This is a genomic window from Tautonia marina (assembly GCF_009177065.1).
Lineage (GTDB): Bacteria > Planctomycetota > Planctomycetia > Isosphaerales > Isosphaeraceae > Tautonia > Tautonia marina.
On record NZ_WEZF01000003.1, the window covers coordinates 255,898 to 278,991 of the forward strand.

Annotated in this window: 18 protein-coding genes; 10 read left to right on the forward strand and 8 right to left on the reverse strand. The window is 62.1% G+C overall.

Annotation, left to right across the window (positions count from 1 at the left end):
* Positions 1-112 precede the first annotated feature (112 nt).
* The 3 genes from GA615_RS05580 (at position 113) to GA615_RS05590 (ending at position 4,186) form a co-directional block, all read left to right on the forward strand.
* Complete coding sequence (locus GA615_RS05580; protein ID WP_161602193.1) at positions 113-1,189, forward strand: type II secretion system F family protein; 1,077 nt, start codon at positions 113-115, stop codon at positions 1,187-1,189.
* Positions 1,190-1,718: 529 nt separating this feature from the next.
* Positions 1,719-2,540 (forward strand): acyl-ACP--UDP-N-acetylglucosamine O-acyltransferase, encoded by an 822-nt coding sequence (gene lpxA / locus GA615_RS05585; protein ID WP_152050281.1) that lies wholly within the window; start codon positions 1,719-1,721, stop codon positions 2,538-2,540.
* A gap of 272 nt (positions 2,541-2,812) precedes the next feature.
* Entirely contained in the window at positions 2,813-4,186 is a 1,374-nt protein-coding gene (locus GA615_RS05590; protein ID WP_152050282.1) for a neutral/alkaline non-lysosomal ceramidase N-terminal domain-containing protein, read from the forward strand.
* Positions 4,187-4,295: 109 nt separating this feature from the next.
* Here GA615_RS05590 and GA615_RS05595 read toward each other — a convergent pair whose 3' ends face one another.
* The 3 genes from GA615_RS05595 to GA615_RS05605 form a co-directional block, all read right to left on the reverse strand.
* Entirely contained in the window at positions 4,296-5,621 is a 1,326-nt protein-coding gene (locus GA615_RS05595) for an MFS transporter (protein WP_152050283.1), read from the reverse strand.
* A gap of 114 nt (positions 5,622-5,735) precedes the next feature.
* Complete coding sequence (locus tag GA615_RS05600) at positions 5,736-7,292, reverse strand: hypothetical protein (RefSeq protein ID WP_152050284.1); 1,557 nt, start codon at positions 7,290-7,292, stop codon at positions 5,736-5,738.
* Between the two features lie 123 nt (positions 7,293-7,415).
* The gene (locus tag GA615_RS05605) at positions 7,416-9,053 is read right to left on the reverse strand and encodes an MFS transporter (protein WP_152050285.1); all 1,638 of its coding nucleotides are present in this window, start codon (positions 9,051-9,053) and stop codon (positions 7,416-7,418) included.
* Positions 9,054-9,345: 292 nt separating this feature from the next.
* On the opposite strand from GA615_RS05605, the gene GA615_RS05610 reads away from it, so the two are divergent.
* Positions 9,346-9,795, forward strand: a complete 450-nt coding sequence (locus GA615_RS05610) for a hypothetical protein (protein WP_235905109.1) — start codon at positions 9,346-9,348, stop codon at positions 9,793-9,795.
* Positions 9,796-9,853: 58 nt separating this feature from the next.
* On the opposite strand, the gene GA615_RS05615 is transcribed toward GA615_RS05610, so the two are convergent.
* The gene (locus tag GA615_RS05615; protein ID WP_152050286.1) at positions 9,854-10,591 is read right to left on the reverse strand and encodes a polysaccharide biosynthesis/export family protein; all 738 of its coding nucleotides are present in this window, start codon (positions 10,589-10,591) and stop codon (positions 9,854-9,856) included.
* Positions 10,592-10,902: 311 nt separating this feature from the next.
* On the opposite strand from GA615_RS05615, the gene GA615_RS05620 reads away from it, so the two are divergent.
* Together GA615_RS05620 and GA615_RS05625 are read left to right on the forward strand one after the other, a co-directional pair.
* A complete protein-coding gene (locus GA615_RS05620) occupies positions 10,903-12,447 on the forward strand; it encodes an alkaline phosphatase family protein (RefSeq protein WP_152050287.1) in 1,545 nt (514 codons plus the stop codon).
* A 63-nt stretch (positions 12,448-12,510) separates the two neighbouring features.
* The gene (locus GA615_RS05625) at positions 12,511-12,762 is read left to right on the forward strand and encodes an acyl carrier protein (protein WP_152050288.1); all 252 of its coding nucleotides are present in this window, start codon (positions 12,511-12,513) and stop codon (positions 12,760-12,762) included.
* 18 nt (positions 12,763-12,780) lie between these two features.
* Here GA615_RS05625 and GA615_RS05630 read toward each other — a convergent pair whose 3' ends face one another.
* The 3 genes from GA615_RS05630 to GA615_RS05640 form a co-directional block, all read right to left on the reverse strand.
* Positions 12,781-14,409 carry a GH3 family domain-containing protein gene (locus tag GA615_RS05630; protein ID WP_152050289.1) on the reverse strand — a complete coding sequence of 543 codons (1,629 nt, stop codon included), beginning with the start codon at positions 14,407-14,409 and terminating at the stop codon, positions 12,781-12,783.
* Positions 14,410-14,498: 89 nt separating this feature from the next.
* Entirely contained in the window at positions 14,499-15,080 is a 582-nt protein-coding gene (gene olsG, locus GA615_RS05635; protein ID WP_152050290.1) for an ornithine lipid N-methyltransferase, read from the reverse strand.
* A gap of 98 nt (positions 15,081-15,178) precedes the next feature.
* Complete coding sequence (locus GA615_RS05640; RefSeq protein ID WP_152050291.1) at positions 15,179-16,036, reverse strand: alpha/beta fold hydrolase; 858 nt, start codon at positions 16,034-16,036, stop codon at positions 15,179-15,181.
* Positions 16,037-16,366: 330 nt separating this feature from the next.
* Between GA615_RS05640 and GA615_RS05645 the strand changes: the two genes are divergently transcribed.
* Complete coding sequence (locus GA615_RS05645) at positions 16,367-17,341, forward strand: TIGR01777 family oxidoreductase (protein WP_235905111.1); 975 nt, start codon at positions 16,367-16,369, stop codon at positions 17,339-17,341.
* 22 nt (positions 17,342-17,363) lie between these two features.
* Here the strand turns inward: GA615_RS05645 and GA615_RS05650 are convergent, their stop codons facing one another.
* A complete protein-coding gene (locus GA615_RS05650; protein WP_152050292.1) occupies positions 17,364-18,656 on the reverse strand; it encodes a serine/threonine-protein kinase in 1,293 nt (430 codons plus the stop codon).
* Positions 18,657-18,968: 312 nt separating this feature from the next.
* On the opposite strand from GA615_RS05650, the gene GA615_RS05655 reads away from it, so the two are divergent.
* The 3 genes from GA615_RS05655 (at position 18,969) to gnd (ending at position 22,910) form a co-directional block, all read left to right on the forward strand.
* Positions 18,969-19,871 (forward strand): HAD family hydrolase, encoded by a 903-nt coding sequence (locus tag GA615_RS05655; protein ID WP_152050293.1) that lies wholly within the window; start codon positions 18,969-18,971, stop codon positions 19,869-19,871.
* A 214-nt stretch (positions 19,872-20,085) separates the two neighbouring features.
* Positions 20,086-21,378 carry a diphosphate--fructose-6-phosphate 1-phosphotransferase gene (locus GA615_RS05660; RefSeq protein WP_152050294.1) on the forward strand — a complete coding sequence of 431 codons (1,293 nt, stop codon included), beginning with the start codon at positions 20,086-20,088 and terminating at the stop codon, positions 21,376-21,378.
* Between the two features lie 68 nt (positions 21,379-21,446).
* Positions 21,447-22,910, forward strand: a complete 1,464-nt coding sequence (gnd, locus tag GA615_RS05665) for a decarboxylating NADP(+)-dependent phosphogluconate dehydrogenase (RefSeq protein WP_152050295.1) — start codon at positions 21,447-21,449, stop codon at positions 22,908-22,910.
* Positions 22,911-23,094 lie beyond the last annotated feature (184 nt).

The window sequence follows — 23,094 nt, forward strand, 5'->3', positions numbered from 1 at the left end:
ACCTGGATCGTCCCCAAGACGAAGTCGAATCCCCGAGGATGAGCGGAACCCGATTGATGCGTCTGAGATGCCTCGATCGCGCAGGGCTGCCCCCTCGGGTCGAGCGTCCTGGATGGAACGGATCGTGTTCGGCTCAGTCCGATCGACCGACCTGGCAACCTTCTGCCGGCAGCTCGCGGGATATCTCGATGCGGGGGTCGATCTGCTTCGCGCGCTCGGTGCCCTGGAGAAGCAATTTCGAGCCACGGCGCTGGGACCGGTGATCGCCCGGCTTCAGACCTCGATCCGCCGGGGCGATTCCGTCTCCGAAGCGATGAACCGGGAGCCGCGAACGTTTGATCGCATGATGCGGAGTATGATGCAGGTTGCTGAAGCTCGGGGAGGGATGCCCGAGGTCCTCAAACAGCTTTCCAGAAACTATGAGAACCGGGTCCGGCTGTTCCGCAAGGCCCGCTCGGCGATGATTTACCCGGTTTCGGTCATCCTGATCGCCGCGGGGGTCGGGTGGCTGTTGACGGTCTTTGTCCTGCCTCAATTTGTCGAGATTCTTCAGGACATGACTCGGGGGCGGGTCGATCTCCCCGCTCCGACCCGAGCCCTGGTTGCCCTGAGCAACTTCATGCAAGGGGTTGGTTGGTGGCTGGTGCCGGTCCTCGCCGTGGCCGTTGTGTTCGGAGCGATCCGAGCCTACCGAACGTCGACCGGCAAGGAACTGATGGACCGGCTTGCCCTTCGACTGCCGGTGCTTGGGTCGTTGATGCGTACGCTTGACACCACGCGATTCGCCCGAACACTCTCCACGTTGCTGGAAGCGGGGGTGGATTATGACACCTCGCTTCGCCTGACGAGCGAGGTCTTGCATGCGGCCCCGATCCGTCGGTCCGTCGATCGGGCTCGCGCTGAGGTGATGGCAGGGACCGAGCTCAGCGAAGTGCTCGACCGGACTCATCAGTTCAACGTCGATGTGATTCAGGTCCTGTCCTCGGGAGAGGAAACGGGCAAGCTTCCCGAAGCGCTCGAACACCTGGCCGACGACTATGAGGAGCAGGCCGAGCGCATGGTCTCGAACCTTGGTCAACTGGTGCAGCCAATTCTGACGATCGGGATCGGCGGGATCGTCTTTTTCATCGTGGTGGCCTTTGTCATGGCATACATCTCGGTGATCACCAACCTGGCGTCGGGGATGTGATGGAACACCGGGCAGGAGCAGGGGAGGGCTTGGGTTCCTTCTTCGGGTTCCGAGAGCGGTCCTCAGAAAAATCGAAAAGGCGGGGGCCGCGACTCGGGGGCTGATCCGGAAGATTGGCCTTTACGTCCAGCCGTTTCTCGACTATCTCAAGAACTCGAAGATCGCACCCCGCCGAGTTACGACGACCGCCGACACGGGACAAGGGACCTGTGGCGTCGATCCGCTCGAATTCGAAATCACTTCTTCGCGACCTGCGCTCCTGATTCGAGGGTTTCTCCGCCCAGCCAATCCCGGCCTGACCCTGACCAAGGTCCGGCCGGAACGTCCCGGTTCGGTGATCGTCGTTCCGAAGTGGGCCGAAGGATCGGACGCGATCAGCCGCGACCAGGACCGCAAGCCGTGGAGACACGTCCCGGCGATGCGGAGCCTGTGCGTGAAGACCTTCAAGTTCCGGATCCCCTGGGGTCGATCCTAAATCTTGCTGGTCGGAAACGCCAGGATGGGCGACCCATGCGGAGGGCGAGTCACGATGACCTTGGCAGTCTCCGGACTGATCCACCCGACGGCCGTGATCGGTCCCGACGCGGAGATCGCTCCCGACGTCCGGATCGGCCCTTATGTCATTATCGAAGGTCCGGCGCGGATCGGGCCGGGATGTGTCATTGAGGGCTATGCGTGCCTGAGTGGCCCGCTTGAGATGGGCCGCGAGAATTATGTTGGCTACAAGGCCGTTCTCGGCAAGGGTCCTCAATCTCGAACGTATCGGGGAGAACCGACTCGCCTGATCATCGGCGACGGCAACTCGTTCCACGATTACGTCACAATTCACCGAGGGACCGTCGAGGGTGGTGGCCTGACGGCCATTGGCAACGGGAACATCCTCAGGCGAGGCGCGCACCTCGGTCACGATGTGATCATGGGGGATTCGTGCCTGCTCGAATCGGATGTCTTGCTCGCCGGTCATGTTCAGATTGGCGACTGCTGCGATCTGGCCAGCCATGTCGTCATTCAGCAGCGGGTCCGGATCGGTCGGCTCGTTCGATTCTCTGGACTCGGCGGCAGCACGAAGGATGTGCCTCCGTTCGTGGTTCAGGAAGGATACAACTGCATCACCTCGTTGAACTTGCAAGGCTTGCAGCGGATCGGGACGCCGCCCTCGGTGATCGATGCCCTGGGGGAAGCATTCCGAACCTTGTTTCAGGAAGGCCGGAATCAGGGGGAAGCCCTGGAACGGGTCGAATCTCGCCTGGGTTCGATTCCCGAGGTCCAGGAAGTTCTCGACTTCATCCGAGAAACCCGAATCGGCATTAACCATATTCGCAATGAGGAACGGCGGAACTGGTGCGCCTGAGGGTTTTCTCAAGCGACACGTCAACGCGGGGCTGGGGTTCCGGAGCGCTCCGGAACCCCAGCCCCGCGTTTTCGTTGCCTTGAGCCCCGAATTGATCGAGCCTCGGGATGCTCAGTACGTCGTGCGGCGCGTTGACAGTCCGGCCGGTTCTCTCCATGATCAAGACCGTACTTGACCGCACGGGCACCGACACGCCGCGATCCCCACGAGCGTGACGATGCTCGGTTTCGAATGTTCCGCAGCAGCTTGACGCGACACCTCGGAGAATCAGGATGGCACGTGTTTTTCGATGGCTTCTCGGAGTCGCCTTCATCGGGTCGGCACTCCTCTCCACCGCAACGGCCTCCGAAAAAAACGCCTGGAAGGCCGGTCTGGCCAAGGTCGCCATCACCCCCGAACAACCGATGTGGATGGCCGGTTACGGCTCAAGGAGTAGCCCGTCCGAGGGGGTCTTGCATGACATCTGGGCCAAGGCCATGGCCCTGGAAGATTCTGATGGAACCAGGGCACTGATGGTGACCCTGGACCTTTGCGGGATTGACCGCGAGTTCTCACTCGGCGTGCGGCAGACCATTGCCGATCGCTACGCGATCCCGATCGACCGGATCGTCCTGGCCTGCTCGCACACCCATACCGGGCCGGTCGTGGGCACGAACCTGATTACCATGTACCCGCTCGATGAAGAACAGAAACATCGGGTCGATTCCTACACCGAATTGCTCGGCAAGATGATCGTGGAACTCTGCGGAGAAGCGATCAAGAATCTGACCGAAACGCGACTTTCCTGGGGCCAGGGTGAAGCGGGCTTTGCGGTCAACCGTCGGGAGAATGATCAGAGCAAGGCCGGTGAACTCCGCGCCGAGATGGCGCTGAAGGGGCCTGTCGACCATGACGTGCCCGTGCTGTGCATCAAGGATGCCGACGGCACAGTCAAGGGGGTGGTCTTCTCCTATGCCTGCCACTGCACGACCCTCTCGGAAAATTACTACTCCGGCGACTACGCCGGCTACGCGATGATCGAGCTAGAGCGTTCCTATCCCGATGCCGTGGCCCTGTTTGTGGCCGGTTGCGGGGCCGACCAGAACCCCTTGCCTCGCCGAACCGTGGAGCTGGCCGAAAACTACGGGAAGCAGCTTGCCGAAGCGGTCCGCCGCACGGTCAAAGGACCACTGCGCCCGGTCCTTGGTTCGTTGCGATCGGCCTACGAGGAGATCGACCTGCAATTCGCGCCGATTCCAAAGCGGTCGCAGTGGGAAGCCGAAGCGAACGCCGATCAATTTGCCCTTGCCAACCGAGCGCGAATGTTCCTGGAACGGCTCGACCGCGGGGAGTCGCTTCCCGAAACCTACCCCTATCCGGTTCAGGTCTGGAAACTCGGTGATCTGACCTGGTTCTTCCTGGGGGGAGAGGTAGTCGTTGATTACGCTCTGAGGATCAAGCGCAACCTTGGCCCCGACACCTTCGTCTCAGCCTACTGCAACGACGTGATGGCCTACATCCCCTCGCTTCGGGTCCTGCAAGAAGGAGGCTACGAAGGAGCGGGAGCGATGATCTACTACGGTCAGCCCGGCCCTTGGGCCGAAGATGTTGAGGAACGGATCATTCATTCCGTCAACGAATTGCTCCACGCAACGGATGGTCAGTAATCCGTGACGGTCTTGAGCGGGGGCGAGCACTGTCGAATCCCGATGGGGTTCTGGTGTCTCGCTCCCCGGCCCGGATGGAAGTATTCCCCGTTGGCTCCGATCGCAACGCTCAGTCCGATGAGATCGCTGCGCTGATGGGTTCTGATTCGATCGCGTGACGACCGAGGCGGTCGAGAATCCGGCTGGAACCGAGGATGATGGCAAGAGTGCCACAGAGCAAACCCGACGCAACCAGGACCGGTTCCACGCCGAACCATTGCGAGAGCCTTCCCGTGAGCAAGGCTCCCAGGGGAACCGATCCCGAGAACACAACCATCCAGACCCCCGCCACTCGCCCTCGAAGCTGATCGGGAACGTCGAGCTGAACCATCGTCTGGATCGACGAGCTGAAGGTAATCGCGCCGAAACCTGTCCCGAGCAGGCAAAGCATTGCCACGGTCATCGGCCACCACGACGGACTCCTGGTGCCAAAGATTCCAGGCAAGATTCCCGCTCCGGCAAGAGCCAGGGCGAACAGGGCCAGACCTCCGACGATCATGTCTTCTCTCCGGAATCGTCCGCCGACGCGGGCGACGATCAACGCTCCGGCCACCGCTCCCAGGCCGCCACAGGCCAGCAACACCGAATAGCCGATTTCCTCGGTTCCGATCGAGTCGCGAGCATAGGCGGAGAGCATCGCGTTGTAGCCCATCCCGGCGACCCCAAAGAAGGCCATCAAGCCAAAGAGGGCGGCGACCCGCCGATCCTTCCGCAGGTAGGCAAATCCGCCGAGCACGTCGGACGGCCCTTGCCCCGACCGAACATGCGGAGAATGCCGCCTCGGAATCGAGAGAACCGCCGCAATCGCCGCCAGAAAGCTCAACGCGTTGAGAATGAACGGCGAGTTCTGCCCAAACCAGAACAGACAGACCCCTGCCAGGGCCGGGCCCAGGACCCGAGACGCATTGAACAGCCCGACATTCAAGGCAATGGCATTGCCGAGATGTCGGCGTCCGACCAGTTCGTAAAGGAAGACCTGACGAGCCGGCATCTCAAACGTGTTTCCGACCCGAGCCAGGGCGAGCAAGGCAACCAGGTGCCAGAGCTGGATCACCCCGGTTGTAAACAGGGTGGCCAGCGTGATCGCCAACGCGAGCTGGATGAGTTGGGTCGTGAGGACCGTCGATCGCGGATTCGTCCGATCCGCGAGCGCTCCGGCAAACAGGCCGACCGCCAGGCCCGGCAAGAGATTCGCCGCCTCGACCACCCCCAGCCACATGGCCGACCGGGTCAGGTCGTAGACGATCCAGTTGACCGCCGCCGCCTGCATCCAGGTGCCGACGAGGCTGACCCCGTGGCCCATGTAGAAGCGCCGATAGTGGGGGTTCTCGACCAGCGCTTCGAAGGTCCTTCCCCGCCGCGTCCGACGTGATTCCGAGTGGGAGGCGGCGACCATGAGGACTCCGGGGGGCACGTCTCAGGGATTCGTCTCTGACCGCGTGAACCCTCATTATCGGCCCGAGGGCTTCATCCGACAATCGCTCCTGAAATCATGAACCGGGCCCTGGGCTCAGACGAACTCGCTCGGCGAAGAATGTGCGCCGGGATGATCCGAGGTGAAATCGGGGGTCGATCGTCCTCGGATCGAGCGAATTGCGTGACTCCCCATCATGATCGCCAGGGCGATCAGATAGGCAAGGAGGGCCATCGGGAGCCATCGAACCGAAGCCGCCATCGGGACCATCCGGGCGAGGATCGGCAACAGGCCGACCATCGAACCGACTCCCCAACCCAGCATGCCATCAAGGCGAACCCCCGGCGCGGGACCAGGCCACGACGCGCGATTCCGGAGTACATCGGCCGTCAAGACACCGAGCATCGGCGCGACCAGGCCGGCCGTCAGATCGATGACCAGCGGGAGATTCGAGGCCAGCCCGGTGACCATCAACGGATACGCCACCACGGCTCCCACCACTCCCCACGCCCAGCGGCGTGGGCGCTTGCGAATTGACTCCAGCCGATTGCTGTAGGCGTAGGCCGCATACACTGCCGACGCGAGCGACCCGAGGCCGAGCACAATCAAGGCAATCCCACCGGGGATACCGCCGATTCGAGTTTCAAGAACCGTCCCCAGCCTGTAGGCCTCGGGATCTGCTGGCAAGAGAAAAGGGGGCGGCGAGGGTTCGGAGACATCGGGATCGTCGAGGACGAGGTCATTCGTGCTCGGGAACGCCTCGGTCCCTTGATCCGTCGCTTCCCGGCCGATCGAGCCGGCCACGATCAACAATGCAATGGTGGCGATGATCGTCGAGGCGAGGCCGATCCCAACAATACCCGCCTTTCGCACATCGCTTGCCCGGTTCAGTGTTGCCCCCCAGTTCACGGCCTGGGTGGCGACGATCGAGGAGAAGCCAAAGACATACTGGACCATGCCCCAGAACGCTGGTCCGGTCGATCGACGTGACAGATTGATCGGATCGGTCGAGGCCTCCCGGTAACTTGGCAAGCCGGGAAGCGACCAGATCATCGCCCCAGCATAGCTGAGTGCGATGAAGATCGGGTAGACAACCATCAGGGCGGCAATCCAACGGATAAATCGTGTGGAAACCAGAGCCGCCGCAACCCCCCAGAGCATCGCCGTCGCTGCATAGACGGTGCTTTGGGTGATCGGTGAGCCGATCGGCCCGGCTCGCAAATCCCTCGGGTTGATCAGGCCGGCGGCGAGCAACCCCCGGAGATTGAACTCCACGGCATAGTGGACCGCGACGGCGAACCAGACAATTTGCACCAGGCCGAGCAAGAGCCCAGGGACCAATGTCGAGCCTCGGACCCCGAACGCCGAGGTTGCCACCACCATCAGCGGCTGCCGGGTTCGCAATCCTTGCAACGCAGGGGCAAGGAACAGCAAAACGCACGCCAGCAAACCACCAATCACCGCCCCCGAGATCGCCGGTTCCAGACCACCGACCGCCAAGCTGGTGGTTGCGATCGAGTCGGTGAATGCCACCCAGAGATAGCCAGAAATCAAGACCCCCGCAACCCGGGCCGACCAGGAGTCTCGGACGGTCGATGGGTTCTGGATCGCCCGTTGCAATCGAGGGGGCCAACTCACGGCTCTGAGGTTCATCGGGATCATCTCGTGCAATGCTCGATCGTCAGCAACGCAGCGAGGGCAGGGGACCAATCACTCCAACCTTGCGGTCGGAGCAACGGACCCTGCCCCCGCGAAGACTCAGGAGATGGGCACGCGTCACATCTCAGACGGACCTTCGGTGCCACCAGTCATCATCTCCGACTCCTCCTGATCGGTCACGAGCATCTGCGGCTTGTACCCGCCCTGCGACCGATAGTAGAGGATCAGCGCGACGTAGCTCGCAAACATAATGCAGGGGAAGATCGCCACGGTCATCAGGGCGTTTTTCTTGGCCGCCTCTCGGATCGAAGCGACCTCGGCCTGCTGCTCGGGCGAAAGCTGGTCGATCTGCTCCTGAATCAGCGGCCGGTAGGTTCCGAAGACACTGATCCGTTCCTCCCCCACCACCTGCTCGAACACCTCGGGGTTGGTGGCCTGGAGTTGTTCGACCGCCTCCTTGTCCTGGATGTTCCCGAGCAGCGGGTTCCCCAGCACGCCGACCGAGAGCATGCCGACGCCGGCGATCGTGTTCAGCGTCATGGCGCCTCCCTTCGGGTACTGCTCGGCCACCACGCCCAGCATCGTCGGCCAGAAGAACGTCTTGCCGAAGCCGTAGAGCGTGGCCGCGGCAAGGATCATCAGCCCGGACGACTTCGACAGGAAGACCAGGCCGCAGGCAGCCAGCAGGGCGCTGACAGCCAGGAGACCCAGCGGGGAGATCCGGTGCACAATCGGCCCGGCGAAGAATCGGAGGATGAGCATGATGAGCGAGGTGTAGACCAGCACCCATCCCGGATTCAGGTTGAACCGGGTCATCTCCGGTTCCATCAAGGAGGTGATCCAGCTGTCGGTCCCCAGCTCGGTTGTCGCCAGCGGGATCATGATGAGCAGCAGGAAGATGAAGATCGGCCGGCCCGGAGCATGGACATAGGCCCCAAACGCCCCGGTCAGCACGGCCACGATCACCAGCCGGGCGATCAGGACCGAGCGGTCGCTCATTCCCTGGAATAAAACTTCCGATTCCATGAAGACCCGGGTGATCTCCCAGACCAGCATGATCGAGACGATCAAGGCGCCAATGACGCCCACCTGCTGAAGCATCGCCTTGTACGAGACGCCCGCCGCCACCCGCTCCGACACCGGGAACTTCTGTGGGAGCATCAGCAACCCGTAGGCGATGACCGGCAGAAAGACCAGACCCACCTTGTATTGCCAGCTGAGGTCTCCCATGGCGATCGTCAAGATCCCACCCAGCACGAGCCCGCCTGGCCAACCGGCGTGCAGGATGTTCAGCCACTTGGTCTTGGCATTCGGGAAGAGCGTGGCAACCACCGGATTGATCACCGCCTCGACCGTTCCGTTCCCCAGTGCCATGATGAACGAGCCGATGTAAAGGACCCAGTAGCCTTTGATGCCCAGGCTCTCGGTCAAGGACTTGGCGAAGAAGAGGATCAGGGCCGCCCCCAGGTGGGTGGCGAACGCGAAGGCCATCGCCTTGCCGTAGCCGATCTTGTCGATGATCAGGCTGAACAGAACGATACTCACCGCGAACGGCCAGAGGCCGACGCCGAAGATTTCTCCCTTCTCCGTCTCGGTCAGGCCGAAGTCGGCCTGCCACTCGTCCATGATCAGCACTCGGGTGATGAAGGCGAACGCCGTGGCGATTAGCGCGATGAAACAGGACCAGAAGAGAAAGAGGTCCCTCGACCCGACCTTGGCGGTGCTCGCGGCGTAGGGATCGTCGTGATGGCTCATGCAGTCGGCTCCCTGGAGGCTCGGGAGGGCGTGGATCGACCCGGGAGAGGGCTGGTAATGCCCACCTCGGCTCAGCGGTCACGATGCAGGACGCCCCGGCCCGGCAACGAGTTCGGGAAATTGGTCTGGCTCGGCAACTTCATACCCGAGCAGGACGGTACAATCAATCGACCACTCAGCTTTCACGCGTTTCGAATGGCCATCTGAACCGATCCGGCAAGCCGACCGGATCTGGCGAGGGCGAGTGGAACCGACGATCGTGTCCTGTGGGGTGTGGAAGGAGGAACCTCGCATGAGCCGTACAATGGTCGTCTCATCCGATGCCGAGAATCCCCGTCGCCGCGCTCAATGGGCGAAGCGATGCGTCTGCTATGCCTGGGCGTCTCCGACGACCGCGGTCGGACTGGCCGCCGGAGTGCTCACCCTCTGCTCAGGAGGTCGGGCTCAAATCCGCTGCGGTGCGATCGAATTTCACGGCGGCTTCTCGCACTGGTATCTGCGACGGTGCGCCGGGGCCGCGGCCATGACGCTCGGCCATGTCATTATCGGCCGAGACACCGAGTGCCTCGACGGTTGCCGCGATCACGAACAAGCCCACGTCCGACAGGTCGAACGCTGGGGTCCGGCGTTTCTTCCCGCTTACCTTCTTGCCAGCGGCTGGGCCTGGGCTCGAGGGCAGCACTACTATCTCGACAACTGGTTCGAGCGCGATGCGAGACGAGCCTGCGGCGATCCCTGGTGAACAAGCGGGATAAGGAAGGGCTTACCGATCCAGGGGGATCTCCCAAAGAACCGTCTCCTTACCCGCCCAGCAAGGTTTGGAGTAATCCCCGTTCCTTGGTTCCGGGGACGACAATCCGGTCGCCGGGGAAGACCTGGTAATTTGTCGTCGTGTCGCCCCGATCTCGGATCGCTTCCCAGTCGATCCGCAACACGACATCGGGCTGACCAAGCGTCTGGGGTCGGGACAAATAGGCTTTCTCGGGGAGACTGTTCGGACGCAGTCCGGCCTGCAGAATCGCCCGGAGCACGGTTTCGCCACCCATGTAAGGAATCGGTCCCTGGTTGGAAACCGCACCGATGACGTAGAAAAACTTGCTGCGAGACGCATTCGCCAGGCGGACCGACACCTCGATTGGCTCGTCGGGCGGGTCGCCCTCGCTCTTGAGACGAGCCGTCAACCGCTCGGCGATGACCGCTTCGGCTTGCTCAAGAGTCAGGCCAACGACGGGAAACACCCCCCCGAAACCGAGGTCGATGACTCCGTCTGGTTGGACCGTGACGACCCGCTGAGTCAGGTCGATCGACGAGGGTCGAACGATGACTTCCAGTTCATCGGGTGGCTCGATCACGTAGGGCGGGAGGATGACCTGATTCAGCTCTCGGGGCTGTCCCAGATCGACAACGCCGTACTGGGGAATCCGCCGCGCTTCCTTGCGCTGCTGCAAGGAACACCCGGAAACGATTCCCAGCACGACGAGGCCTGTCACCACGCCGAGTACGATGGAAATAAACGGTGCGCCCCCTCGTCCGGTCATCGGACGACGCCTCCCTGGTCGCGGTGCCAATCCCTCGGCGAGTCTTCTCGGATGCCAGGCGCCATCCCGGCCGGCAATACTCAGGTCTCCTGTGGAGAGAGAATCGGCGCAGGGACGGCTCCGGCTTGATCGAATCTCGGATTGACCATCGGGGCCAACCGGGATAGGTTGCGACGTCCCTTCCGAATCTCGCCTTCGGTTCCGGCAAGCGTCTTCGCGGGAACTGCAAGAGCGGCCACTCAGGACGAGTGCCGCTTGAAGGGCATCGGAGGGAGTGGTCCTCCCGGCCAAATCATCGCGAAGGAGTGCGTATGCCGGGTCCCGCCTCTCGGGTCGTCTATCTTGGGCTCGACGGCGCCACCGAAGCGGTTCTGCGGCCCGCCTTCGAACGAGGCTGGATGCCGAACCTGCAGGCACTCTGGCGACGATCGGCGACCGGCACGCTCTGGTCCTCCGAACCGATGGTCACGCCCGTCGCCTGGACCTCGTTTCTGACCGGCTGCCATCCCCCGACCCACGGCATCCACGAGTTCCACTATCTCGACCCGGTCGATCGGACCATCTTGCCGAATCATGCCGGTCGGATTCGGGTGCCGACACTCTGGGATACGCTCTCGGAGCGTGGGCACGAGATCGTCAGCCTCGGCCTGCCCATGACCTATCCGCCGCCCGACGTCAGAGGTCTGGTCGTTGCCGGGTCCGACGCTCCGGGCTTGCAATGGGCGTTCGCCCAGTGCCCTGATTTCGGCGAGGAGATTCTCCGCGATCTCCCCGGCTACTCGCACAAGGTCCTCTGGAAGCGCCGACCGCGATCGATCGAGGAGCTTCGAACCGTTTCTCGACACAATCAGGAGGTCTTTCGCGCTCAGGCCGACGCCGCCGAGCGAGCCGACGCCCGGTGCGACTGGACCGCCATGATGGTCCACTTCCACAACCTCGACGGCATTCAGCACCGCCTTTGGCCCTATCTCGACCTCGACGAGACGGCCGAACACCAACCCGACTGGACGGTCGAGGTCGTGAATTGCCTCCGAGAACTGGATCGGGCCGTCGGCCGACTGCTGGAACTGGCCTCTCGGCGAAACGCGGCCATCATCGCGCTTTCCGACCACGGATTCGGTCCGTGCCGGGCGCTGGTTGATGTGAATGGCTTGCTCTGCCAGGCAGGGCTGCAGCGGAGACTTCCGTACGGTACGCGCATTTCCTACCGCATGCGAAGGCTTCGAGACCGCTTCGATCGCTGGAAGCGACGACGGACCCCAGATGGCACCGCCCGCCGAGGGCCTCGGTCAATCGAAGGAGAGGTCGGCTGCGACTGGTCGAAAACGGTCGCGTTCGCGCCGTTCGGTCAGCTTTGCGGTTCGATCTTCCTGAACCCGAAGCTGGTCTCCGGTTCTTCGGCAGCGTCTCGGGTCATTGCGGAAATTATTGATACGTGCCGCGCTGCCGAAGACCCGGACACGGGACAACCGCTCTTTGCCGACGCCTTTGACGTGGCCGAGCGTTACAACCTTGACCCGGCAGCCGAGGGCCTACCTGACGTCCTCGCTCCCTCGACCGACGGCTACCAGGCGATGGCCAAATGGGATCCATTCTGCCGGTCGTTGCTCCGACCCGATCCGAACTTACCGGCCACACACCGAACCGATGGCGTGGTCGCCATCGAGGCCCCCGGCATTCTGCCCGGCACCCGGCTCGACGCCGAGTTACCCGACATCGCTCCGACCTCGCTCTCGCTGCTCGGCCTGACCATCCCCGAGGTGATGGAAGGTCGGGTCCTTGAGGAGGTTCAAGACCTCTCCCGGATCCAGGCCGCTGCCGGCATGTCCCTTCCGCACCGGCCAGCCATTGATTGAGCGAATTCGCCGATTGCGTTTTCCCTTCGTCTTCCGTAAACCGATCTTCCCAGGACCGAGTTCATGGACGCTATCCGAAGCACAATCCGAGATTTCCTCCTGCTGGAATTTCTTCCGGGAGAAGACCCCGACGAACTGACCGACCAGACCCCCCTGATCACGGGTGGTGTGCTCGACTCGATCAGCACGCTGCGTCTGGTGGTGTTCCTCGAAGAACAGTTCCAGGTCAGTCTTGAAGCCCATGAGGCCGGCGTCGACCATCTGGACACGGTCGAGCAGATTGCCTCGCTCATCTCTCGGAAGAAGGCCGCCTGAACTCTGGATCAGGCGAACTCAATACGGAGGCGTCATCGCCCCACCGACGGCGCGATCGTCCCGGACGGCTCCCGAATCTCGGAAAAATTCGGCCAGTTCGGCCGTGAGCTGGCCGGTGCCGTCCATGCGCGGCACCTTGTGCTGTCCTCCAAGTTTTCCCCGCGATCGCATCCAGTCGTTGAACGCTCCGGGACATACTGAGGAGAGCGCTGGCATTGGCAGGCCCACTCCTTCGACCCGGTGTGCCGCGTAGTCGGCATTACGTCGGCTCAGGTCGGCATCGAGGGCAGATCGGAAGGAATCGAGCGAGGTCGGCGGAGTCGAAAACTCGACCAGGAAGTGGTGATGGCCGAGAGCTCCCTCAAAGACTGGCCCGGCGTGCCACTCCTGAACGGCCGCCCCAGACTGCTCGGCCGCGAAGGCCATGGCGGCTTCGATTTCCTCGCTGATGAGATGCTCACCGAAGGCAGAAAGGGTGTACTTGGTTCTCCCGGTGAAACTCAGGAGGGGTGGGTCGAGCGATTCGAACCGCACCGTATCACCGACCAAGTGCGCCCACATCCCCGCGCAGGTCGAGAGCACAATCGCATAGTTGACGCCGACCTGAACATTCCCGAGCCAGTGGCGTGACGGATCGGGACGATCCAGCTCATCAACCGGGACAAACTCGAAAAACAGTCCGTTGCGTTCCAGGAGCCGGAGGAGGCCGGTTGCCTGATCTCCGTAGGCGATGAAGCCTTCGGAGCAGGGGTAGGTCTCCTGAAGCGCGATGCGATCGCTCCCGAGAATCCGATCGAACGCAGGTCGGTACGGGTCGAACTTCACCCCGCCGTGGACGACGACTTCGAGCGTCGGCCAGACCTCGGCCACACTTCGCGCACCGCTCCGCTCCAGCAGACGCTCAAAGAACATCAGGAGCCAGCTCGGAACACCGCTGATCAGGGTAATCGGCTCCATACGACTCTGATCGACGAGGGTCGAAAGCTTTCGGTCCCAATCGGTCTCGTGAGCCAGATCGATGGGGGGAAAGGTGTACGGGCGGAGGATATCACTCACCTCAAGGGATGCGATCGCGCTGAGGTCCCCTTGATGGACTCCGGGAGCGGGTGTTTCCAGGTCGGTCGATCCGCCGAGGAAGAAAATCTTTCCCTCGAAGATTCGGGAATCGGGGCGGGAGGCCATGAACGACCCGACCATCGACCAGGCCGCGGCTCGGTTCGAGGCCAGCATCTCACGAGAGACGGGAATATATTTGGTCGTTCCCTGCGTCGTCCCGCTGGTCAGGGCGAAATAGGGGATGAGTCCGGGCCAGGTGACATCGCGCAGCGTCGGATACGGTTCGGCGAGATAATCGTTCCAGAATTGTTCGTATGTCCGAAGTGGAACCGATCGCTGAAAGGTCTCGACCAGCCGATCTTGCGAGGCTTTCCCTTCTCGAAGAATGGTCTCGAACAGGTGGTCGCGTCCAAATCGCGTTCGGCGGGCCTTGGAGAGCAATCGATTCAGTTGCCCGGCCTGAGCGGAGGCCGCGTCGACGGTTCGAGAGGATTCCGAGACGCGGGCCGCGGCACGGATCGCCCGGTTCACGACGGCCTTGATGGGAGGGAGACCAGCGATCCAGGGCAGGGGGGACAATGCTCGACTCATCGGATCAGGAGGTCGCGCGGGTTAAGAGGCCGAATCGCCCGGAATCGCAACGGAGCGCCAAGGCCGTTGAATCGTGCTTTGAGCGCGGGTCAATCGACGATGGGCTTGACGCCCCGGCAGAAATACGCACCGGCGGGAGGGATGTTTCGCGGTTCGAAGGTGAACTTCACCTCGTCGAAATAACGGCGATAGAAGCGGAGATAGACCCAGGGCATCTCCGTAATTTGATTGAAGGTTCCCGAAGGTTTCAGCACCTGCCCGACCATCCGGAACAGATCGCGCTGAAGGTCCTTGGGGAACGAAGGAACGGGTAAGCCCGAGACGATGGTATCCGCCTTTTCGATCCCGCGCTCCTGGAGCATGGCGGGCAGGTCGCGGACATCACCTTCGATGATGTCGAGGTTCGGTCGGGGTGGGAACCGTTCGCGGAGGACCTTCACGAAATCGGCGTCGCGTTCGAGCACCACGAGGCGGCAATCCGGGTGGGCTCTCTCGACCAGTTCATGGGTGATCGGGCCGGTCCCGGCTCCCAGTTCGATCAGGACCCGAGCGTGGTCCCAGTCGATATTCCGCACGGTGGTCCGAGATAACCAGGGACTGCTGGGAGCAAGGCTGGCGATGGCCGTTCCATGTCGGAGAAACTTGCCAAGAAAGAGAAACGAATCGTTCATGGAACCCCGAACCAAGGGGGAGTGGCGGAGTGTTCCGGTCGAAGACAGAAGCTCGACCGAAACACCAGGAGAGTCGATTCCGACGTCGGGGAATCGGTTCAAAGAGGCGTGACACCCCGAGGCTTCTTCAAGACCCGGCGAGCGCTCAGGGTCGGCGGAATGGAGCCGAGCCGGTTCTTGAGGAATCGGATGACCAGTTTATTGACCAGCCCCGCCCGCTCGATCTGAGGGGCATGACCGCATCGCGGAATGACAATCTGTCGGGACTGCGGCATGCTGTCGGCCGCTCGAATCGAACCGGGAATGTCGGCGATGATCCGGTCGTCCTGCCCCCAAATCAAGAGTGTTGGGTGTGGGACCTGACTTAACAGGTTGCCAACCGAGTGGCCAACCGTTCCTCGAAGGGTCCGCAGCACCCCTTTCTTCCACCGCCGATCCTGAAACTTCTGCTCAATGGCCTCGACCAGCTCGTCTCCGGCAAACTGGGTTTTAAAGAAAACCGAGCGGACGAGGGAGTCGTAATCGCTTCGACGCACTCCGTCCATGATCGGCAAGTTCTCCTCGCCGTGCAGACCGGAGGGGCAGATCAGAACCAGTTTCGTCACCTTCTCCGGATACCGAGCGGCGTAGGTCAGCAGAATCTGACCGCCGAGGCTCGATCCGACCAGGTCGTACGGTGGCTTCTGGACAAACTCGTCGAGGTATCGAGCAAGCCGATCGGTGAGGTAGTTGATCGTGACCTCGCCACCCGCCTCGATATGGCGATGGAGATCGTCCCCGTCATAGACGAGCAATTCGGGAACTTTCACGTCGAAATGACGTGACCAGGAATGCCGGTTGGCAAACCAGCTCTCGGATTGCTCGGCAAGCCCATTGACCAGGACAAGGGGATTGGAACGCCGATAGCTCCGGAGAGCCAGGGGCATATTGAAGAAATGGCGCCCGTTCGTCTTCATCGGATCGGTCGACTCTCGGATGCACAAGGGGAAATCCGGCCGGGAAAGGGCCGAGCGTCCTGGGCAATTGAAGGGGAATTCCCGAATATTCCCAGACTCAACTCCCAGGACTGAAGTGGCAAGTCTACCATACGATCTCTGAGGCTCGACACGCTTTCCCCTCCTAACATCCATGACTTTTTGGTGAAGAATTCCCGCCCCCGCGACTCTTGCTTCGGAGAGGTGCCGCGTATGATCCCTGACGGAGCCAGATCCACGGGGTCCTCGGCTGCGTTGAGGTCTCGATCATCACACCCTCCCGAACCGTTTTGAGAGAAAGGCTCTGGTCTGATGCGCGTGTTTCTTGCGGGGGGAACCGGATTGATCGGTTCCCGATTGATTCAGGAGCTGCTCAACCGAGGCGATCAGCCCGTGGTCCTCACCCGTCGGGCATCCTCTGTGCAAGATCGGCCCGAGTTCCGACAGGTTGACGTGGTGCAGGGGGACCCAACCACGAGCGGCCCCTGGCAAGAGAAGGTCGACGGCTGTGAAGCCGTGGTCAATCTCACCGGTCACAATCTGTTTGCCAAGCGATGGTCGCCCGAGGTGAAACGCCTGATCCGAGACAGCCGGGTTCACTCGACCGAGCATCTCGCCTCGGCCGTTGACCAGGCAACGAAACGCCCCTCTGTCTTCGTACAAGGGTCTGCCATCGGCTATTACGGCATGACCGGTGATGAGGAGCTGACCGAATCGAGCCCCTCCGGCACGGACTTCATGGCGGTCATCTGCCGAGAGTGGGAAGATGCCTCCCGATCGGTCACCGATCGGGGAACGCGCCTGGTAATCCTGCGGACGGGGATCGTGCTGGCGAAGGGAGAAGGGGCGCTTGGGGTGATGACCCCCCTGTTCAAATGGCTTCCCGGCGGGGCGGCCCCCGTCGGAAGCGGCTCGAACCCCTTGATGCCAGGGACCGGAAACCAGTGGATGAGCTGGATTCATCTGACGGACATCGTCGGCCTGATCTTGCTCGCGATCGACTCGAAGGACGCCCAGGGACCGATCAACGGCACCGCTCCGAACCCGGTACGGAATGTCGAGTTTTCCAGGGAACTCGCCCGGGTGCTGCACCGTCCGTTTTTACCAATCGGACCGCCCGATTTCCTTCTACGAACCGTTCTCGGAGAGGTCGCTCAGACAGTCACCAAGGGGCAGCGCGTCGTGCCGGCCAGGGCCATCGAACTTGGCTATCGCTTCGCGTTCCCTGAACTGACCGGAGCGCTTCAGGACCTGCTCGGCTCCAAGGCACACTCGGCAGCCTTCTGAAGCCGGCAAGAACCTGCAGAGCTCATCCTCCGGCGAGCATTCCCACGATCACCCCCGCGCCGAACGCAAACCCGAGCAACCCCAGGAGTACAAGCAAGGCCCCAATGGCTGATCGCTCTGCCAGCCGGGCGATCGGCTGAAACCAGGCCGGGTAGCTGGGGGCAACCTTCACATATTTCGTCTGGGGCGGCGGTGGAGGTGTGGGAGGCGATGGTGGAGCCGGAGCGGGCTTCACTGTCGGAGATGCCGCCACGGCTTGACTCGCCGATCGTTTGCGCACGAGTGATTGAAGGGCCTCGGCAGCGGCGGCCGCAGTGGGATACCGTTCCGAAGGTTGTCTCGCCATCAGGCGACAGAGTACCTCGATCACCCGATCAGGTAAGTCGGGACGGAGTTCCTTCACCGGCACCGGTTCCTGATTGATCCGAGCGAACATCCGATCGAGCGGGGAGGTCCCCGGATACGGCAAGCGGCCGGTCAGGAGGTGATACATCGTGCAGCCGAGGCTGAACAGGTCACTCACTGGCGACAATTCCTTACCCATCGCCTGCTCGGGAGACATGTAATCCACCGTCCCGACTGCGACCCCGTCGGCCGTGGCGAAGGCTGATTGATCGTCGGCCTCCATCAAGGTTGCCAGGCCAAGGTCGAGGACCTTGATCGTTCCATCTGAGCCGAGCAGGAGATTGGAGGGCTTGATGTCTCGATGCACGATCCCCTGATCATGGGCGTGCTGCAATCCCAGAGCGGCTTGAGCGATGTAACCCACCAGTTCGGCCGCGGGAATCCTTCCTTTGGACCGAAGCCGCTGCCCAAGACTATCTCCGGCGACGTACTCCATGGCGATGTAAAGGATGCCACGATCCTTATCTGCATCGAAGGCGCGAACCACGTTCGGATGATCGAGTTTGCCGACCAGTCGCATTTCCCGCTGGAACCGGGCAACCACCCGCTCGTTGTTGCTGATCTCAGGTGCAATGATCTTCAAGGCTGAGATCCGGTCCATCATCCGGTGCTTCGCCTTGTAGACCCGGCCCATCGAGCCGGCGCCAAGCTTCTCCAGAATCACATACCGCCCGATGGACAACGACCCGGGCCGGTTGGCGAGAAGGCGCTTCGCCTGGTACTCGGTCAGCATCTCCTCGCTGATCAGTTGCTGGGCCAGTTCGCTCGAGTCCATCGGGTAGTCACCGGCCAGGACTTTGGAACGAATGTCAGCCAGGCGATTCTCGGAGACAATGGCCGCCCGTTTGAGCGTGTCGAGAAACTCGACGGGGACATCGCTCTCAGATCGTGGCCGATCGCTCGTTGCCATGACGCGGAATCCCCGGCTGGTTTTCGTCGATGGTCGCCTTGACCTCACACCCCTCAAGCACTGTCAAGACACTAACATACGACTCAGGTCGAAACAATCGATTCGGGTGACGCGCACGCCGACCGTGCCCCCTTGTTCCCGATGGTCCCGATCGAGTAAAACGCTGTTTCACGAGCCATTCCAGTCAACCGGGCGGTTCGAACCGCTGAGTGGTTGATCGCCGGCTCCAGAACCTCCTCGGCTCGACGGCTCCCGACCCCGGAAGTGCCGAGCCTTTCCCGCGTTGTGACGTAGCCAAAGAGAGAGACGCCCATGTCGGCCGCTGCCGATCCCCAGGCCGCCCTGAGAGACTTCGTTAAGACCCACGATTTCTTCGTCGGGATCGACAGTGACGGCTGCGTGTTCGACACAATGGAGGTCAAGCACAAGGAGTGCTTCATCCCCAACATCATCAAGTACTTTGGCCTGGCAGCAGTCTCAAAATATGCTCGGGAAGCCGCGGAATTCGTTAATCTGTACTCGAAGCATCGCGGGATCAATCGGTTCCCGGCCCTGACCGGAGCGCTCGATCTGCTCGAACGACGGCCCGAAGTCCAGCGCCGAGGGGTCAAAATTCCCGAACTGCGAGGACTGCGCGACTGGATTGCCCGGGAGTCGAAGCTGGGGAACCCAGTTCTGAAGGCTGAGGTCGAACGAACCGGCGACCCCGACCTGACGCTCTGCCTGAAGTGGAGCGAGGCGGTCAACCAAACCGTGGGAGAGATCGTCCACAACGTCCCGCCGTTTCCGATGGTTCGGGAGTCGATGGAGGCGCTGAAGGGGAAGGCTGACGTGATGGTCGTTTCGGCCACCCCGGTCGAGGCCCTGACCCGAGAATGGGAGGAACACGATTTGGCCCAGTACGTCGGCCTGATCGCCGGGCAGGAGCTTGGGTCGAAGAAAGAACACCTGGGAATGGCCGCGGGAGGCCGTTATGCCCCCGACCACATCCTGATGGTGGGGGATGCCCCCGGTGACCGCAAGGCCGCCGAGGCCAACGGGGTCCTCTTTTACCCGATCAACCCGGGCTTCGAAGAGCAGTCTTGGCAGCGCTTTCATGACGAGGCGCTTCCTCGGTTCTTCAACGGCACCTATGCCGGGGCGTACATGGCCGAGCGGATCGCCGAGTTCGAGGCGTTGCTCCCGGAGCATCCACCCTGGGAGTCGGCGTCCTGAGCCGCTCACCGATCCGGACTGACTGAGAGCCGGTCGCACGCGACGCTCTCGACCGCGACTTGAGCAAACGCAAATGTGACGTCTCCCGAGCCCATGACTCCCCAAGCTTCCCGGCTTCCAGGTCGGGACCGCGATGCGATCCCCGAGGAACGGTCGGGACCGCGATGCGATCCCCGAGGAACGGTCGGGGATCGCCACACTCCGAGGTACTCCCATGCCCGCGTCCAACGTCGTCGTGGCCCAGTCCGGCGGCCCGACCTGTGTGATCAATAACAGCCTCCGCGGGATCGTCGAGACCTGCTTCCGCATGCCGGATCACTTCGGCAAGGTCTTCGCAGGCCGGTTCGGGATCGAAGGGGTGCTCAAGGAAGAGTTGATCGATCTCTCGGCCTCGCCGGCCGAGGAGATCGCCCTCTTGCGTACCTCTCCTGCCGCCGGTGGCATCGGGACCTGCCGATACAAGCTCAAGCCGGGGCAGGATGAAGATTTCGCCCGTGTCGTTGAGGTATTGAAGGCCCACAACGTCGGCTACTTTTTCTACATCGGTGGCAACGACTCGCAGGACACCGCCCACAAGGTTGCCCAGCTTGCTCACGAGAAGGGGCTCGACCTCATCGCCACCGGCGTGCCGAAGACCATCGACAACGACCTGGGAGACAGCGAGTTCACCCTGCTCGACCACTCCCCCGGCTACGGTTCGGTCGCCCGGTACATGGCCCAGTACGTCCGGCAGGTGAATGAGGAAAACGCCGGGAGTTGCCCGGCCGATCCGGTGATGGTCATTCAGGCGATGGGCCGGAAGATCGGCTATATCCCCGCCGCCGCTCGCCTGGCCGACCCGAACCGAGAGATGCCGCTCCAAATCTACATGGCCGAATCGAAGGTCAGCCTCGAACAACTCGGTCAGAATGTTGTCGAGACCCTCCGCGAGTTCGGCCGCTGCATCGTGGTCGTCTCCGAAGGCTTCGACGTGGGAGAGTTGGGTGCCTCGCGCGACACCTTCGGCCACGTCCAGTTCAGCGCCAGCCAGACGACCGTCGCCCAGGTCGTCACCAACTACATCAACTCGCTCGATCTTCCCGTACCCGGCAAGGCCCGCTTCCAGATTCCGGGAACCGACCAGCGTAACGCCATCGCCTACGCCAGCGTGGTCGATCTCGACGAAGCCTACCGGGTCGGCTGCCACGCCGTGGCTGTTGCCCGGAATGATGGCAACGGCTACATGGCGACCATCCTCCGCGACCGGACGCGAGGGGGTTACAGCGTGACCTACAATAAGGTCCCGCTCGAACAGGTCGCCGCCAAGGATCGCTCGTTCCCGGACCACTGGATCGCCCCGAACCGCATTGACGTGACCGACGAGTTCGTCGAGTACGCTCGCCCCCTGATCGGGGACGACTGGGTCAGCGTCCCACAAGTTGACGGGCTCGCCCGGTTCGCCAAGATTTCCCAGGTTCTCGCCCCGAAGAAGCTCTCGACCTACGTTCCCCAGACCTACCGTCGATAGCCCCGGCCCGATCGTCGTTCGCCCATACTCACAGACCCCGATCGACCCGACAGACAGAGAAGATTCTGATGTCCACTCCCACCGCCGACATCGGCCTGATTGGCCTCGCCGTCATGGGCGAGAACCTCGTTCTCAACATGGAGGACCACGGGTTCACTGTGGCCGTCTACAACCGGACCACCAGCCGGGTTGACGAGTTTCTGGCCGATCGGGCAAAAGGGAAGAAGATCATCGGGTGTCACAGCATCGAGAAGCTGGTCGCGTCTCTCAAATCACCGCGCAAGATCATGATTATGGTCAAGGCGGGCGCGGCGGTCGATGCAGTGATCGACCAGCTTGTCCCCCATCTGGAGAAGGGGGATATTCTGATCGACGGCGGCAACACCCATTACCCCGACACAACCCGGCGGACCCGAGCCCTGAAGGAAAAAGGGCTCCAGTTCATCGGCACAGGGGTTTCGGGTGGCGAGGAGGGAGCACTCAAAGGCCCCTCCATTATGCCCGGAGGCGACCCCGAAGCCTGGCCACCCGTCAAGCCGATCTTCCAGTCAATCGCCGCGAAGGTAGACGACGGCACCCCGTGTTGTGACTGGGTCGGCCCCGAGGGCGCGGGCCATTACGTGAAGATGGTCCACAACGGGATCGAATATGGGGATATGCAACTGATTTGTGAGGCATATCACCTGCTTCATTCGCTCCTTGGATTCAACGCCGAGGCGCTGCACGAGGTCTTCGATCGCTGGAACTCGGGTCCGCTCGATAGCTACCTGATTGAGATTACCCGCGATATCTTCGGCTACCGTGATCCCGAAACCGGCAAACCGATGGTCGATCTGATCCTCGACACCGCGGGTCAGAAAGGAACGGGCAAGTGGACCGTCGTTTCCTCGGCCGACCTCGGCGTGCCACTGACCTTGATCGCCGAGGCCGTCTATGCGCGATGCCTCTCGGCCCTGAAGGATGAACGCGTTCGAGCCTCGAAGATTCTCAAAGGTCCGGCCGACGAGAGTTTTTCAGGAAACATTCAGCAGTTCGTTGATGATGTCGAGATGGCATTGTATGCCAGCAAGATTATGTCCTACGCCCAGGGCTTCGCCTTGATGAACGCCATGGCGAAGGAGTCTGGCTGGACGATCGACAACGGCAAAGTCGCGCTCATGTGGCGCGGCGGTTGCATCATCCGGAGCGCGTTCCTGGGCAAGATCAAGGAAGCGTTCGATCGTACCCCCGATCTCGACAACCTGATGCTCGACCCTTATTTCCATCATGAGATCGAGCGTGCCCAGAACGGTTGGCGACGGGTCGTCTCTGTCGCGGTGAGCCGCGGGATCCCGGTCCCTGCCATGAGTTCGGCCCTCGCCTACTACGACGGCTACCGTTCCGATCGTCTTCCGACCAACCTCCTGCAGGCTCAGCGCGACTATTTCGGTGCTCACACCTACGAGCGCATCGACCGATCCCGCGGTGAGTTCTTCCACACCAACTGGACCGGACGAGGAGGAACCACCGCCTCGACCACCTACAACGCCTGAGCCCCCCGTCATCGGAGTTCGAATTTCGGGACAGCCTTCGCGGGCTGTCCCGGCTTTTTTCAGGCTCCTGTCCGGGAAAACCTGGATTGAGGATCTGCTCTCCTTTCGGAGGTCGACCGCCACACGATCGCAAGGAAGCCCCACCTTGGCTCAATTCACCGATCCGAGCCCCAACGCCTCAGGC

Coding starts and splice junctions, on each gene's coding strand:
- GA615_RS05595 (WP_152050283.1), bottom strand. CDS start 5,621: ATGGTCGCCGCCTCCCACTCGGAATCACGTCGGACGCGGCGGGGAAGG.
- GA615_RS05655 (WP_152050293.1), top strand. CDS start 18,969: ATGTCGGCCGCTGCCGATCCCCAGGCCGCCCTGAGAGACTTCGTTAAG.
- GA615_RS05615 (WP_152050286.1), bottom strand. CDS start 10,591: ATGACCGGACGAGGGGGCGCACCGTTTATTTCCATCGTACTCGGCGTG.
- GA615_RS05640 (WP_152050291.1), bottom strand. CDS start 16,036: ATGAAGACGAACGGGCGCCATTTCTTCAATATGCCCCTGGCTCTCCGG.
- GA615_RS05650 (WP_152050292.1), bottom strand. CDS start 18,656: ATGGCAACGAGCGATCGGCCACGATCTGAGAGCGATGTCCCCGTCGAG.
- olsG (WP_152050290.1), bottom strand. CDS start 15,080: ATGAACGATTCGTTTCTCTTTCTTGGCAAGTTTCTCCGACATGGAACG.
- lpxA (WP_152050281.1), top strand. CDS start 1,719: ATGACCTTGGCAGTCTCCGGACTGATCCACCCGACGGCCGTGATCGGT.
- GA615_RS05630 (WP_152050289.1), bottom strand. CDS start 14,409: ATGAGTCGAGCATTGTCCCCCCTGCCCTGGATCGCTGGTCTCCCTCCC.
- GA615_RS05580 (WP_161602193.1), top strand. CDS start 113: ATGGAACGGATCGTGTTCGGCTCAGTCCGATCGACCGACCTGGCAACC.
- GA615_RS05625 (WP_152050288.1), top strand. CDS start 12,511: ATGGACGCTATCCGAAGCACAATCCGAGATTTCCTCCTGCTGGAATTT.
- gnd (WP_152050295.1), top strand. CDS start 21,447: ATGTCCACTCCCACCGCCGACATCGGCCTGATTGGCCTCGCCGTCATG.
- GA615_RS05605 (WP_152050285.1), bottom strand. CDS start 9,053: ATGAGCCATCACGACGATCCCTACGCCGCGAGCACCGCCAAGGTCGGG.
- GA615_RS05660 (WP_152050294.1), top strand. CDS start 20,086: ATGCCCGCGTCCAACGTCGTCGTGGCCCAGTCCGGCGGCCCGACCTGT.
- GA615_RS05610 (WP_235905109.1), top strand. CDS start 9,346: ATGAGCCGTACAATGGTCGTCTCATCCGATGCCGAGAATCCCCGTCGC.
- GA615_RS05590 (WP_152050282.1), top strand. CDS start 2,813: ATGGCACGTGTTTTTCGATGGCTTCTCGGAGTCGCCTTCATCGGGTCG.
- GA615_RS05645 (WP_235905111.1), top strand. CDS start 16,367: ATGCGCGTGTTTCTTGCGGGGGGAACCGGATTGATCGGTTCCCGATTG.
- GA615_RS05600 (WP_152050284.1), bottom strand. CDS start 7,292: ATGAACCTCAGAGCCGTGAGTTGGCCCCCTCGATTGCAACGGGCGATC.
- GA615_RS05620 (WP_152050287.1), top strand. CDS start 10,903: ATGCCGGGTCCCGCCTCTCGGGTCGTCTATCTTGGGCTCGACGGCGCC.